The sequence below is a fragment of the Agromyces protaetiae genome (genome assembly GCF_004135405.1).
Lineage (GTDB): Bacteria > Actinomycetota > Actinomycetes > Actinomycetales > Microbacteriaceae > Agromyces > Agromyces protaetiae.
In genome coordinates this window covers 1,042,443-1,055,754 of sequence record NZ_CP035491.1, presented here as the reverse complement: position 1 = coordinate 1,055,754, position 13,312 = coordinate 1,042,443, and the positions used below count along the sequence as shown (strand labels likewise).

General features: G+C 71.6%; 16 protein-coding genes. 10 read left to right on the top strand and 6 right to left on the bottom strand.

Annotated elements, in window-relative coordinates:
- Positions 1 to 31: 31 nt before the first annotated feature.
- From ET445_RS04930 to ET445_RS04910, 5 genes are all read left to right on the top strand, one after another.
- Positions 32 to 1,096, top strand: a complete 1,065-nt coding sequence (locus ET445_RS04930) for a putative F420-0 ABC transporter permease subunit (RefSeq protein ID WP_129189362.1) — start codon at positions 32 to 34, stop codon at positions 1,094 to 1,096.
- Positions 1,093 to 1,920 carry an ABC transporter ATP-binding protein gene (locus tag ET445_RS04925; protein ID WP_129189360.1) on the top strand — a complete coding sequence of 276 codons (828 nt, stop codon included), beginning with the start codon at positions 1,093 to 1,095 and terminating at the stop codon, positions 1,918 to 1,920. Before ET445_RS04930 ends, ET445_RS04925 begins: the two co-directional genes overlap by 4 nt.
- 9 nt (positions 1,921 to 1,929) lie before the next feature.
- Complete coding sequence (locus ET445_RS04920; protein ID WP_129189358.1) at positions 1,930 to 2,424, top strand: hypothetical protein; 495 nt, start codon at positions 1,930 to 1,932, stop codon at positions 2,422 to 2,424.
- Between the two features lie 33 nt (positions 2,425 to 2,457).
- Positions 2,458 to 3,087 carry a pyridoxamine 5'-phosphate oxidase family protein gene (locus ET445_RS04915; protein ID WP_129189356.1) on the top strand — a complete coding sequence of 210 codons (630 nt, stop codon included), beginning with the start codon at positions 2,458 to 2,460 and terminating at the stop codon, positions 3,085 to 3,087.
- 64 nt (positions 3,088 to 3,151) lie between these two features.
- Entirely contained in the window at positions 3,152 to 3,925 is a 774-nt protein-coding gene (locus ET445_RS04910) for a hypothetical protein (RefSeq protein WP_129189354.1), read from the top strand.
- 15 nt (positions 3,926 to 3,940) lie between these two features.
- Here ET445_RS04910 and fgd read toward each other — a convergent pair whose 3' ends face one another.
- From fgd to cofE, 4 genes are all read right to left on the bottom strand, one after another.
- Positions 3,941 to 4,972 (bottom strand): glucose-6-phosphate dehydrogenase (coenzyme-F420), encoded by a 1,032-nt coding sequence (fgd, locus tag ET445_RS04905; RefSeq protein WP_129189352.1) that lies wholly within the window; start codon positions 4,970 to 4,972, stop codon positions 3,941 to 3,943.
- Positions 4,973 to 5,127: 155 nt separating this feature from the next.
- The gene (gene cofC, locus ET445_RS04900) at positions 5,128 to 5,763 is read right to left on the bottom strand and encodes a 2-phospho-L-lactate guanylyltransferase (RefSeq protein WP_129189351.1); all 636 of its coding nucleotides are present in this window, start codon (positions 5,761 to 5,763) and stop codon (positions 5,128 to 5,130) included.
- On the bottom strand, positions 5,760 to 6,758 hold the full coding sequence (locus ET445_RS04895; protein WP_129189348.1) for a TIGR03557 family F420-dependent LLM class oxidoreductase: 999 nt from the start codon (positions 6,756 to 6,758) through the stop codon (positions 5,760 to 5,762). Before ET445_RS04895 ends, cofC begins: the two co-directional genes overlap by 4 nt.
- 45 nt (positions 6,759 to 6,803) lie before the next feature.
- Positions 6,804 to 7,583 carry a coenzyme F420-0:L-glutamate ligase gene (gene cofE, locus ET445_RS04890; protein ID WP_129189346.1) on the bottom strand — a complete coding sequence of 260 codons (780 nt, stop codon included), beginning with the start codon at positions 7,581 to 7,583 and terminating at the stop codon, positions 6,804 to 6,806.
- Positions 7,584 to 7,627: 44 nt separating this feature from the next.
- On the opposite strand from cofE, the gene ET445_RS04885 reads away from it, so the two are divergent.
- Together ET445_RS04885 and ET445_RS04880 are read left to right on the top strand one after the other, a co-directional pair.
- Complete coding sequence (locus ET445_RS04885) at positions 7,628 to 8,125, top strand: DUF6328 family protein (protein ID WP_129189344.1); 498 nt, start codon at positions 7,628 to 7,630, stop codon at positions 8,123 to 8,125.
- Positions 8,126 to 8,161: 36 nt separating this feature from the next.
- The gene (locus ET445_RS04880) at positions 8,162 to 9,013 is read left to right on the top strand and encodes an exodeoxyribonuclease III (RefSeq protein WP_129189342.1); all 852 of its coding nucleotides are present in this window, start codon (positions 8,162 to 8,164) and stop codon (positions 9,011 to 9,013) included.
- Between the two features lie 8 nt (positions 9,014 to 9,021).
- Here the strand turns inward: ET445_RS04880 and ET445_RS04875 are convergent, their stop codons facing one another.
- Both ET445_RS04875 and ET445_RS04870 read right to left on the bottom strand, forming a co-directional pair.
- Complete coding sequence (locus tag ET445_RS04875; RefSeq protein ID WP_129189340.1) at positions 9,022 to 9,423, bottom strand: VOC family protein; 402 nt, start codon at positions 9,421 to 9,423, stop codon at positions 9,022 to 9,024.
- Positions 9,420 to 10,271, bottom strand: a complete 852-nt coding sequence (locus ET445_RS04870) for an SDR family NAD(P)-dependent oxidoreductase (protein WP_129189338.1) — start codon at positions 10,269 to 10,271, stop codon at positions 9,420 to 9,422. The genes ET445_RS04875 and ET445_RS04870 overlap by 4 nt, the downstream gene beginning before the upstream one ends.
- A gap of 118 nt (positions 10,272 to 10,389) precedes the next feature.
- On the opposite strand from ET445_RS04870, the gene ET445_RS04865 reads away from it, so the two are divergent.
- From ET445_RS04865 to ET445_RS04855, 3 genes are read left to right on the top strand one after another with little or no spacing between them, the layout of a single operon-like run.
- On the top strand, positions 10,390 to 11,250 hold the full coding sequence (locus ET445_RS04865) for an ABC transporter ATP-binding protein (protein WP_129189336.1): 861 nt from the start codon (positions 10,390 to 10,392) through the stop codon (positions 11,248 to 11,250).
- A 49-nt stretch (positions 11,251 to 11,299) separates the two neighbouring features.
- Positions 11,300 to 12,343: an aliphatic sulfonate ABC transporter substrate-binding protein gene (locus ET445_RS04860; protein ID WP_129189335.1), complete on the top strand. Its 1,044-nt coding sequence runs from the start codon at positions 11,300 to 11,302 to the stop codon at positions 12,341 to 12,343.
- Between the two features lie 5 nt (positions 12,344 to 12,348).
- Complete coding sequence (locus tag ET445_RS04855; RefSeq protein ID WP_208008547.1) at positions 12,349 to 13,281, top strand: ABC transporter permease; 933 nt, start codon at positions 12,349 to 12,351, stop codon at positions 13,279 to 13,281.
- Positions 13,282 to 13,312: the final 31 nt, after the last annotated feature.

Sequence of the window (13,312 nt, the reverse complement as noted above, 5' to 3'; positions counted from 1 at the left end):
GGAGCGCACGGAGAGCCCTCCCCAGGTCTCGATGCGCCGATCCGCGCCTGCTCGGCCGGCGCGCGGCGGCCGCGTCGTCATCGCCGGATGCCTCGGCCTCCTGCTCCTCGCGGCATCCATCGTCATCGCGGTGACGATCGGCCCTGCGGGCCTCTCGCCCGCCGACGTGTTCGCATCGATCGGCGCGCATCTCGGCTTCGGCGACCCGACGCTCGGTCGCCTCGACGATGCGATCGTGTGGGAGCTCCGGATGCCTCGCGTGCTGACCGCTGCGGCGGTCGGTGCGGGTCTCGCGCTCGCGGGCGCGGTCATGCAGGCGGTCACGCGGAACCCGCTGGCCGACCCGTATCTGCTCGGCCTGTCGTCGGGTGCGTCGGTGGGCGCGGTCGTCGTGATCGTGCTCGGCGTCGGCGTGCTCCTGCCCGTCGCAGCGTTCGCGGGCGCACTCGCAGCCCTCGTCGCGACGCTCGGGCTCGCGATCGCGGGCAGCGCCGGGGCCGGGCGCGCGGCCGGCGGCCGCCTCGCCCCGACGACGACCGTGCTCGCGGGCGTCGCCGTGACGAGCGTGTTCGGCGCGATCACGAGCCTCGTCATCTTCTGGAGCGCGACGGGCGACAGCTACCGCGAGATCCTCAACTGGCTGCTCGGCTCGCTCGCGGGCACCGACTGGGTGTCGGTGGCGATCGCGGGCGGCGCGCTCGCGGTCATCGGCGTGCCGCTGCTCGCGAGCGCGCGCACGCTCGACGCGTTCGCGGTCGGAGAGACGGGCGCGACGGCGCTCGGGGTGAACGTCGGCCGGTCGCGCGCGCTGCTCCTCGGTGCCACGGCACTCCTGACCGGCGCGATGGTCGCCGTGAGCGGGTCGATCGGGTTCGTCGGACTCGTGCTGCCGCACGCCGTCCGGTTCATCACAGGCCCCGGCCACCGCGCGCTGCTGCCGCTGTCGGCGCTCGCGGGCGCGATCTTCCTCGTGTGGGCCGACACCGGCGCGCGCACGCTCTTCGACCCGCGCGAACTGCCCGTCGGCATCCTGACCGCCCTCGTCGGCGGGCCGGTGTTCGCGTGGCTCCTCATGCGCACGAGGAAGAGCGCATGAGCCTCGACCTCTCCCGCGTGCGCTTCGACCGTGCCGGCCGCACGATCATCGACGGCGTCGACGCGACGATCCCGGCGGGTGCGCTCACGGCGCTCATCGGCCCGAACGGCGCGGGCAAGTCGACGCTTCTGCACCTCATCGCGGCGATCGAGCGGGCGGATGCCGGTGAGCTCGCCCTCGACGGACGGTCGCTGCCGGACATGCGCCGGCGCGAGCGTGCCAGGGTCGTCGCCCTCTCCGAGCAACAGGCCGAGGTCGACGCACAGCTCACGGTCGAGGCATCCGTGCTCCTCGGACGAACGCCGCACCTAGGCGCGTTCGCGGCGCCGGGTACCGCCGACCACCTGATCGTCGCCCAGTCGCTCGCGGCGGTCGGAGCATCCGAGTTCGCGAGCCGGCCGCTCGACTCGCTCTCGGGCGGCGAACGCCAGCGCGTGACCCTCGCCCGTGCGCTCGCCCAACAGCCGACCCTGCTCCTCGCCGACGAGCCGACGAACCACCTCGACCTCGGCGCGCAGTTCACCGCCCTCGACCTGCTCGCCGCGCTCGCGCGCGACGGGCTCACCGTGGTCGCGGCGCTCCACGATCTGTCGCACGCAGCGGCCTATGCCGACCACGTCGTCGTGCTCGAAGGCGGGCGGGTCGTCGCGGCGGGAGCACCCGTCGACGTGCTGACCGCCGAACTCGTCGAGCGCGTCTACGGCGTCCGCGCCCAGGTGCTGCCGCATCCGGTGACGGGCCGTCCGCTCATCGCGGTCGCGAGTGCCGCTTCCGCGATGCCCGCCGTTCAACACGCCTCCCTCGAGGCATCCGAACGGGCGTAACCTGACCATATGGTCGCGACATCCACCACCCGCGCCGAACAGCTCGATTCGATCGCGCTCGAGTTCCTGCACAACTGGAACCGGGGCCGAAGGCTCATCGCCGTCGACAGCGCCTCGCCCGAACAGGCCGCGCGCTTCGCCGACGACGTCGCCGATACCCTCCGCGAACACGGGCAGACGGTGCTGCGCATCTCGATCGACGACGCCGGCGAACAGGTGCTCCGCGACCTCACGATCGCCCCGTTCCGGGCGGGCACGCTCGCGGGGGCGGAGGACCCCGAGACCGTCCTCGTCGTCGACGGGCGACACGTGCTCGACGGCTCGGCGCACGGCCTCTGGAACTTCCGGATCTGGACCCTCACGGGCGACGAACTCCCGCACGCGGCCGCAGACGTCATCATCGACGCGACCGACGAGGATGCCCCGACGCGGTACTTCTACGACTACTGCAAGATCCCGCCGAGCGCGGGCGACCGGAAGATGCCCTGGCGCAGCTTCCCGTAAGCGCCTGCTGGCCAGCAGGTGCAGGATGGCTCTATGAGCGTCTCTCGCGGAACCGCCGTCACATCCGTCGAAGAACTCGAGGAGATCGTGGGCGTGCCCGTGCCGACCGTCGCTCAGAAGGTCCGCGCGCGCCTGCACGAGGTCGATCGCGCGTGGCTCGCGGCGGCACCGCTCGCGTTCGTCGCGACGTCCGACGAGCACGGCGACCTGGATGTCTCGCCGAAGGGCGACCCCGCCGGATTCGCGCTGGTGCTCGACGACACGACGATCGCGATCCCCCAGCGGCCGGGCAACCGTCGCGTCGACGGCTTCCGAAACATCCTGCGGAACCCGCGAGTCGGACTCATCTTCGTCGTCCCCGGCCGCGGCGACACGCTCCGCATCAACGGGCGCGCGACGATCGTGCGCGACGCGCCCTTCTTCGACGAGATGCTCGTGAAGGGGCACCGCCCGAGCCTCGCGGTCGTCGTCGACGTCGAGGAGGTGTTCTACCACTGCTCGAAGGCGTTCCTCCGCTCCAAGACGTGGGATCCGACCACCTGGACCCCCGACGCCGCTCCGCGGCGAGCCGTCATCGCGAAGGCCGTCGAGCGGCCGGACGACGCGCTCGAGGAGATCGAGGCGTACTACGGGCCGTCGTACGCCGAGCGCATCTACGGGTGAACGCTCCGAGCGCATTTCGCCAGGACGCTTGCCCCCGCGTCGCTTCGCCTGCCAGCATCGGCCCATGACCCGACTCCCTCGGCGCATCGCCGGTATCGGGGGCCGCCTCGCCCTTCCCGTGGCCGCCCTCGCTCTGCTCACCCTCACGTCGTGCGCCTCGCCGAGCGCGAACGCCGACGCCGCCGGAGGCGGTGACTCCGCGCCGCAGACTCCCGACTCGTCCTCGGCGTTCGTCTCGATCGCGATGCCCGATCTCGCTCCGTATCCCGAGGGCGATCCGCCGCTCAGCGATGCCGAGTCGGAGGCCCGACGCCTCGAGACCGCCGACCAGCGCTGGCAGGGCGTGCTTGCGCAATACCCGAGCGCGGTGCGACCGGCCGATCCGTTCGCGGGGTACCTCGACGGTGAAGAGCGTTTCGATCCCCTGAAACAGTGCCTCGAAGCGGCCGGCGTCCAGGTCGACATCGGCTACAGCAGCGATCCCGACGCCCCGCCGAGCGTGGGGTGGTCGACGTCGACGGAGGCCCAGGCGATCGCCGCGTTCACCTGCGACTTGACGCATCCCGTGAGGATCACCGCAGCGGGACCGACCAAGACCCAACTGGGGTGGATCTACGACTACCTCGAGGCTTTCTACGGCCCGTGCCTCGAGGCGAACGGCATCGAGGTGGAGCCGCCGCCCGGCCGTGACGTGTGGGTGGAGGTCTACCCGGGCTATGTCTGGTTCCCCTCGGTCGGCAACGACCCGCGCATCCTCGAGCCCGGCGGAGACCTCGCGCTGCGGAAGGCGTGCCCCGACCCCGACACCTACTTGCAGCAGTTGCGATCGGGGAGCTGACCGCCCGAGCGCGGGCTACGCCCCGCGCGCCCGCAGCCGCGGCGCGAGGTCGCGCGCGAACAGCTCCTGGAACCGGCGCTGGTCTGCGCCAGGCCCGTGGAACACGAGGTGGTTGAAGCCCCAGTCGATGTACTGCCCGATCTGCTCGGCGACCTCGTCAGGGTCGCTGCCGACGATCCAGCGCTTCGCGATCTGCTCGATGGGCAGGGCGTCGGCTGCGCGCTCCATCTCGACGGGGTCGGTGATGGAGTGCTTCTGCTCGGCGCTGAGCGAGAGCGGCGACCAGAAGCGCGTGTTCTCGAGCGCGGCCTCGGTCGTCTCTTCGTACGACAGCTTGATCTCGATCATGCGGTCGATCTGATCGAACGACTTGCCGTCGCCGCGGGCGGCGAGACCCTCCTTCACCGCGGGGATGAGCTCGTCGACGTAGAGCGACGCACCCTTGCCCGACGTGCAGATGAAGCCGTCGCCCGCGCGCCCCGCGTACTTCGCCACGGTCGGCCCGCCGGCCGCGATGTAGACCGGCACCGGGGCATCCGGACGGTCGTAGATCGACGCGTCGTGCGTCGAGTAGTACTCGCCCTCGAAGCTCACCTGGCCCTCGTCACTCCAGAGCGCGCGCATCAGCCGCACCGACTCGCGAAGGCGCGCGAAGCGCTCCTTGAACTCGGGCCAGTCTTGTTCACCCGCGCCGCGGAAGCCCGTCGCGATCTCGTTGAGCGCCTCGCCCGTGCCGAAGCCCGCGATGATGCGGCCTTCGTAGAGCACGCCGAGCGTCGCGAACGCCTGGGCGAGCACGGCCGGGTTGTAGCGGAACGTCGGCGTCATGACGCTCGTGCCGATCTTGATCGTCGAGGTGCGCTCGCCGACCGCGGCCATCCACGCGAGCGAGAACGGCGCGTGGCCGCCGTTGTGCCTCCACGGCTGGAAGTGGTCGCTCGTGAAGACGGACTCGAAGCCGTTCGCCTCGGCCGCGACGGCGATCTCGACGAGCTCGCGCGGCGCGAACTGCTCGGCACTGGCCTTGTATCCGAGGGTGAGGGTCATAGGTTCGATCCTTCCACGCCCCGGCCCTTCCGTGTCCGCGGCTGCTCGCCAGCTCGCTGACGTCGCGCAAATGGCTGTCACTCGGGCCGCATGACGACCATTTGCGCGACCTCGGTGAAGAGGTGGGTGGGAGTGGTGCCGGAGGCGGGCCGCGGTCAGCGAGCGGCGAGGCCGTGGAGCACGGCGGACGTCGCGGGGCCGACGCCGAGCGCACGCGCGTCGGCGAGGGCGGCCGCGGTGTCGACGTCGCGTCGCAGGGTCGGCCAGGCCGACGGGTCGGATGCCTCGAGCTCGACGAATCCGGCGGCGGCGTGCTCGCGCGCCGACTCGTGTCCGAAACGGGGCGCGAACGGCACGCCCGCGCGGGCCGTCGCGAGGGTCGTCCCCGTGCCGTCGGCGTCGCGCACGAAGGCGAGCGGATGCCCCGACGCGGCGTCGAGGGCCGCCGCGAGCTCGTCGGCGCGGAGCGCCGGGAGATCCCCGAGGAGCACGGCGACCGAGACATCCGTGCCGCCCGAGGCATCCGACCGCGCCGCCGCGATGCCGTCGGTGATCGCGACCCCGAGGCCGCGCACGGCGACCTCGAGCACGTGCTCGGCTGCCCCGGCGAGCGCTGGTTCGTCGCCCACGACGAGCACGCGAGAGACGCCGGGCGTCGCGAGCGCGACGGCGACGGTGTCGGTCGCGAACGCGCGCGCGAGCGCCGCACGGGCCGCGGGGTCGAGTTCGGGCGCGAGCCGGGTCTTGGCCCGTGCGGGCGACTTGACGGGGATGACGACGGTCCAGCTCATCGGGTGAGCCTCGGCAGCACTTCGCGCCCGAAGACCTCGAGGAACGCCGCCTGGTCGCGCCCGACGTTGTGGAGGTACACGCGGTCGAACCCGAGGTCGAGGTAGCGCTGGATGCCCGCGCGATGCCGGTCGAGGTCGGCGCCGACGATCATGCGCCCGGCGAAGTCTTCGGGGCGCACCGTGCGGGCGAAGTGCTCGACGTCGTAGGGCGAACGGATGTCTCCCCGCGGAGCGGGCAGCCCGCCGATCGGCCACTCGGTGAGGGCGTTGCGCATGGCCTCTTCGTCGGTCGGCGCCCACGAGAGATGCAACTGGAGCACCTTGGGCATGCGCGACGGATCGCGCCCGGCCTCGCGGGCGCCCTCGGCGAAACGCTGCAGCAGCGCCGCGAGGCGGTCGGCGGGTGCGCCCATCGTGATGAGGCCGTCGGCGACGCGGCCCGCGCGCTTGGCCGTGACCGGGCCGCCGGCCGCGACGAGCACGTCGGGCGCCTGCGCGGGCATCGTCCACAGCCGGGTCGTCTCGAGCTTGAAGAACGGTCCCTGATGACGCATGTCACGGCCGGCGATGGATGCCGCGAACAGGCGTTTGATAAGGTCGACGGCCTCGAACATCCGCGCGATGCGCTCGGGCGGCTCGGGCCAGTACCTGCCCACGACGTGCTCGTTGATCGCCTCGCCCGACCCGATGCCGAGCCAGTGCCGGCCGGGATGCATGGCCGCCAGCGTCGCACTCGCCTGCGCGACGACCGCGGGGTGCATCCGGAACCCCGGCGTCGTCACCCCCGGCCCGAAGTCGCCCGTCGTGCGCGCCGCGATGCCCGCGAGCACGCTCCATACGAACGAGGACTGCCCGTGCGCGGGCAGCCACGGCTGGAAGTGGTCGCTCGCCATGACGCCCGTGAAGCCGTTCGCCTCGGCGAGCGCGGCGAGTTCGACGGCCTCGGCCGGCGGGAACCGTTCGAGCATCGCGGCGTAGCCGATGTGGGCGGGCATGACACCATCCTGCCGCGTGCGCGCGATGCCGTGGGCCCGCGAGCCTCAGTCGTTCGGGCTCAGCGGCCCTTCGGCCTGCGCTTCGTCGAAGCCCGCACGGTACCCCTCGTCGTACGCCTCGTCGGCGCCCTGGCGGAAGAGGTCGCGTTCGGCGGGCCGCTGGATGCTCCGCGCCCCCGGCAGGTCGAGGTCGCCCACGAACCGACCCAGCCCGCGCACGACCGCGACGGGGATGCCGGTCGCCTTGCCCTTCACGAGCTCGGCCGCCGCCGCGATCTCGTCGGCGACGCACGGCATCGTGACGACGAGGGGTTTGCCCGAGGCATCCACCGTTCCTCGCAGGTCCTCGAAGACGTGCACGCCCGCCGCGCCGATCGCGATGTCGGTCTGGCCTTCGCGCCACGGGCGCCCGACGGTGTCGCTGATGATGACGCCGACGCGCTCGCCGGTCAGCGTGCGCAGGCCGAGCGCGAGCGCGCGGGCGGAGGCGTCGGGGTCGACCGGGAGGAGGAGCACCGTCCCCTCGCGCGTGTTCGAGGCATCCACCCCGGCTGCCGCCGCGACGATGCCCTGTCGGTTCTCGACGATCCGCGTGACGCCGCCGGGGTGCTCGCGCGAGGCGACGACACGCACCGTCTCGTCGGTGATGGCCTGTTCGCGATCGGATGCCGCGACCACGCGCCCCTCGGACTTCGACACGATCTTCGACGTGACGACGACGATGTCGCCCTCCCACAGGGGGACGGCACCGCAGATGATCGCCGCCAGGTCGGAGCCCGGCTGGATCTCGCCGAGCCCCTCGACGCCTTCGACGCTGTAGCCCATGCGCCTCCCCTCCAGAGGGACATCATCCCAGGTAGCATCCGGACATGGGGAGCGAACAGCCGGGGTCCGACGAGATCGACGCCGTCGACGGGCGCAGCGAGACCGTCCTCGAGAAGGCCGACCGAAACTGGACCGACATCCTGCAGGAGCTGCGCGCCGTGCAGACGGGCACGCAGATCATCACGGGCTTCCTCCTCGCGGTCGCGTTCCAACCACGATTCGAACAGCTCGAGCCGTACGAACACGGCCTCTACCTCGTGCTCGTCGTGCTCTCGGGGCTCGCGACGGTGCTCGGGCTCGCGCCCGTCATCATGCATCGCCAGCTCTTCGGCCTGAAGCAGAAGGAGCGGCTCGTGCACTCGGCGAACCGCCTGCTCATCGGGCTGCTCGTCGTCGTGTCGTTCCTCGCGGCCGGCGTCACGAGCCTCATCTTCGACGTCGTCGTGGGCCGCACCGCCGGGTTCGTCGCGCTCGGGATCGCGCTCATCGTGCTCGTCGTGTTCTGGACGGTCGTGCCGCGCGCGGGACGGCGCGGGCGCTGACCGTCCGCGTCGGTCGTCGCGAATACGCTTGATGCCATGCGCATCGCCACCTGGAACGTCAATTCGATCCGCACGCGCTTCGGCCGCGTCGTCGACTGGCTCGTGCGCGAAGACGTCGACGTGCTCGTCATGCAGGAGATCAAGTGCAAGCCCGAGCAGTTTCCGTACGCGCCGTTCGAGGCCGCCGGGTACGAGGTCGTCGCGCACGGACTCAACCAGTGGAACGGGGTCGCGATCGCGTCGAGGCATCCGATCACCGACGTCGAGACGCACTTCCCCGGCCAGCCGGGGTTCCTGAAGGGCCATGACGGCCCCGACCTGCCGCTCGAAGCGCGCGCGCTCGGCGCGACCGTCGAAGGTGTGCGCGTGTGGAGCCTGTACGTTCCCAACGGGCGCGCGCTCGGCGACCCGCACCTGACGTACAAGCTCGACTGGCTCGCCGCCCTCACCGACTACACGCGCACGCAGACGACCGAGCATCCCGAGACGCCGTTCGCCCTCATGGGCGACTTCAACATCGCGCCGTTCGACGTCGACAACGGCGACCCGACGGTCGTCGTCGGGCAGACCACGCACGTGTCGCCCGAAGAGCGCGACGCCTACTTCACGCTCCTCAACGCGGGCGTGACCGACGTCGTGCGCGACCGCGTGCCCGAAGGACTCTACACCTACTGGGACTACAAGCAGCTGCGGTTCCCGCGCAACGAGGGGCTCCGCATCGACTTCATCCTGGGTTCGGCGGCGTTCGCCGAAGCGGTGACGGATGCCTCCATCCACCGCAATGAGCGCAAGGGCGACGCTCCGAGCGACCACGTCCCCGTGCTCGTCGACGTCGAACTGCCGACCGACGCAGACGACGAGGACTTCGACCGCCCGATGTTCGTGTAAGCCCGTCCTCAGCCCGCCGCAGGCGGCTGGATGAGGTCCCACGGGGCGCCGTAGAGGTCCTCGAAGATCGCGACGGTGCCGTAGGCCTCGTGGCGCGGCGCCTCCCTGAAGCGCACGCCGGCGCGGAGCATCCGCTCGTACTGCGCACTGAAGTCGTCGGTCTCGAGGAAGAATGCGACGTCGTCGCCCGCCTGCATGCCGACGGCGGCCGAGTTCGCCGAGCCGGCGTCGGCGAGCGCGAGCACCAACCCGGTGCCGCCTTCGGCGGGCCCGACGACGACGCGGCGCCAGCCGTTCTCGAAGGTCTCGTCCTGCCGCACGACGAAGCCGAGGGCGTCGACGAAGAAGGCGAGCGCCTCGTCGTGGTCGCGCACGAGGTAGGTGACGTCGCGGAGGCGCACCCCGGTCACTTCTGCCGTCCGGTGAAGTCCTGCATCGACTTGTAGACGCCGAACCCGTCGCCCACGACGACGTCGAACACACGCGTCGGAAGTGCCGCGCGCAGGAATCGAGAAAGGCGAACACTGCGCGGCAGTTCGAGGAGCGGCTTGCCGTCGAGCATCGCCCGCCAGACCCGGTCGACGACGTAGCCGGGTTCGAGCACAGGCGCGAGGAGCGGCCCGGTCGCGCCCGCGAACATGCCCGTCGAGATGTAGCTCGGCGTGACGGTCGTGACCTTGACGTTCGTGTGCCCGGCCTGTTCGAGCTCGATGCGCACCGAGTCGCTCCACCCGATGACGGCCGCCTTCGACGCCGCGTAGACGGCCATGCGGGGGTTGCCGAGGGTGCCCGCCGCGCTCGCGATGTTGACGATCCGCTTCGCTCGGTAGGGGGCGCCGATCATGTCGGGCAGGAACTCGTGCGCGAGATACATGGGCGCGAGCGCGTTGACGCGCATCGTCTGGCGGGTGTCGTCGCCGTTGTCGGTGTCCCAGAAGTAGCGGTTGCCGCGCACGATGCCCGCGTTGTTGATGAGGATGTCGGGGGCGCCGACCTTGTTGCGCACGCGGTGCGCGTGCTTGGCGATCGATCCCATCTCGGCGACGTCGACGACGTCGGAGGTGATGCGAGTCTGCCCCGCGATGCGGGCGGCGGCGGCTTCGAGGTCGCGCACGGTCGCGTCGAGTGCGTCGCGATCGCGGTCCCACAGGGTGACGGATGCCGCGCCTTCGGCGACGGCCCGCTCGGCGTACATGCGCCCCATACCCGCCGCGGCACCCGTGATGAGCACCCGTGCTCCGCGTGCCGTCTTCGTCATGCCTGCCTCGTCATGCGTTTCATTCTGCCGCCTCGTGTTACGTCGTGGGTCGCCGGATGGCGACGGATGTCTCGGGGCGAACTACCGTCGGGGCATCCCCCTCGACTTTGGAGCAGCCATGTCCGCGACCTCAGGCGCCGCAGCGGCCTCGGTCGAGTTCGCCGCGCTCGGCCGTGCGTTCGCCGCCCCGGACGGCGGCCGCCGGCCCGTGCTGCGCGACCTCGACCTCGTCGTCGAGGCGGGCGAGATCATCGCGATCCTCGGCCCGAGCGGGTGCGGCAAGTCGACGCTCCTCCGCCTCGCGGGCGGCCTCGACCGTCCGACCGCCGGTCGCGTGACGATCGACGGCACGGCCGTCGCCCAGTTCGACGTGCGGTGCGCCGTCGGGTTCCAGGAGCCGCGCCTCCTGCCGTGGCGCTCGGTTTCCGAGAACGTCGCGCTCGGTCTGCCGCGCGGCACGTCCCGCGCCGCGGCACGCGAACAGGTCGACCGTCTGACCGAGCTCGTGGGGCTCGCCGACTTCCGCGGCCACCGTCCGCGTGAGATCTCGGGCGGCATGGCCCAGCGGGCCTCCCTCGCCCGTGCGCTCGCGCGCAACCCCTCGGTGCTCCTCCTCGACGAGCCGTTCGGCGCCCTCGACGCGCTCACGCGGCTCAAGATGCAAGACCTCCTGCTCGACGTGCACGCCGCCGAACCGACGACCGTGCTGCTCGTCACGCACGACGTCGACGAGGCGCTCCAGCTCGCCGACCGCATCATCCTGCTCGGCCAGGAGCCCGACGACGACGAACTCGGCCCCGCCCGTCCGGGCGCGGTCGTGCGGCAGACCGTCGTCGTGCCGGGCCATCGTCCCCGCGACCGCGGCTCCGCCGAACTCGCCGAACTCCGCGGGCGCCTGCTCGACGGGCTCGGCATCGACCGGCACGGTGAGGCCCGAGGCATCCAGCAGGTGCCCGGCGTCCCGGCCTTCCCCTACTGACCCGCCCATCCGATCCGACCCCTCCACCCCCACCCAACGAGGAGCCACGATGACCACCACCCGATCCCTCCGCGCCGCGCTCGTCGCGGGCGCCGCCGCGAGCGCCCTCCTCCTCAGCGGCTGCGTCGCGGGCGAGAACGCCCCGGCCGCCGAGCCCGCGTCGACCGCCGAGGCCGGTGAGGCGGTGTCGCTCGAGGGCCAGACCCTCGCGATCGACTTCGCGACGTACAACCCGCTGAGCCTCATCATCAAGGACCAGGGCTGGCTCGAAGACACGGGCCTCGAGGTCACGTGGGTGCAGTCGGCGGGCTCGAACAAGGCCAACGAGGCGCTCCGCGCCGGTGCCGTCGAGGTCGGCTCGACCGCCGGTTCGGCCGCGCTCCTCGCGCGCTCGAACGGCTCGCCCATCAAGGTCATCGACATCTACTCGCAGCCCGAGTGGGCCGCGCTCGTCGCGCCCGCGGGCTCGTCGATCTCGAGCGTCGAAGACTTGAAGGGCAAGCAGGTCGCGGCGACGAAGGGCACCGACCCGTACTTCTTCCTCCTCCAGTCGCTCGCCGCCGAGGGTCTCTCGCCCGAAGACATCACGGTGCAGAACCTGCAGCACGCCGACGGCTGGGCGGCCCTGCAGAACGGCTCGGTCGACGCGTGGGCGGGCCTCGACCCGATCATGGCCGGTGCCGAAGAGGCCGGTGCGACGCTGTTCTACCGCAACGTCGACTTCAACAGCTACGGCTTCCTGAACGCCCGCGAGGACTTCATCGAGAGCAAGCCCGAGGTCGCGCAGGCCGTCGTCGACGCCTACGAGCACGCTCGTGCGTGGGCGCAGGAGCACCCCGAAGAGACCGCGCAGATCCTCGCCGACGTCGCGGGCCTCGACCTCGCGGTCGCGACGAAGGTCATCACGGAGCGCTCGAACCTCGACGTCGACCACGTCCCCGGCGACGCGCAGGTCAAGGTGCTGAAGAAGATCGGCCCGATCTTCGTCGAGCTCGGCGACGTCGCGACGCAGCAGCAGGTCGACGACGCGCTCGACACGATCATCGAGGACTCGTTCGCCACGAAGGCCGACGCGTCGCGCTTCGAAGGCTGACGACCATGACGGATGTCTCGCCTGACGTGACCTCGGCCGACGCCGAGTTCGCCGCCCCCGTGTCGGTCGGTGCGCTCGGTGCGGCCGCGGCCGGAGCCGCCGGCGCCTCGGGCGTCGATCGGCGCGTCGGCGAGGCATCCGTCACCGCTTCTTCCGCTTCCGACGGCGCGCGCACGCGCCTCGTCGACCGCCGCTGGTTCCGCATCGTCGGCGGCGCTCTCATCCCGATCGTGCTGCTCGCCGTGTGGCAGCTCGTCTCGACGAGCGGCGCGGTGCCCGTGTCGATGCTGCCGAGCCCCGAGATGGTGTGGCTCGCGGCGGTCGACCTCGCCGAGCGCGGCCTCCTCGGGCTCTACGTCGCGATCTCGACGCAACGCGTCTTCATCGGCTTCGCGATCGGCGCCGCGATCGGTCTCGTGCTGGGCGCCGTCGTCGGGCTCTCGAGGCTCGGCGACATCCTCCTCTCTCCGACGCTCGGCGCGATCCGCGCGGTGCCGTCGCTCGCGTGGGTTCCGCTCCTCATCCTGTGGCTCAAGATCGGCGAGGAGTCGAAGATCACGCTCATCGCGATCGGCGCGTTCTTCCCCGTGTACACGATCGTCGCGTCTGCGCTGCGGCACGTCGACCGCCAGCTCATCGAGGCGGGCCGCGCGTTCGGCCTCGGGGGCCTCCGCCTGTTCGGCACCGTGCAGCTGCCCGCCGTCGTGCCGTCGGTCGTCTCCGCGCTGCGCCTCGCGCTCGCGCAGTCGTGGCTGTTCCTCGTCGCCGCCGAGCTCATCGCGAGCTCGATGGGCCTCGGCTTCCTCCTCGTCGATTCGGGCAACAACGGCCGCATCGACCGGATCTTCCTCGCGATCATCCTGCTCGCCGTGCTCGGCAAGCTCAGCGATGCGCTCCTCGGCCTCTTCGAACGCTGGGCCGTGCGCCGCTGGGCGTGACCGCCCGCGTGCGCACCGCGCGTCGCGCTCG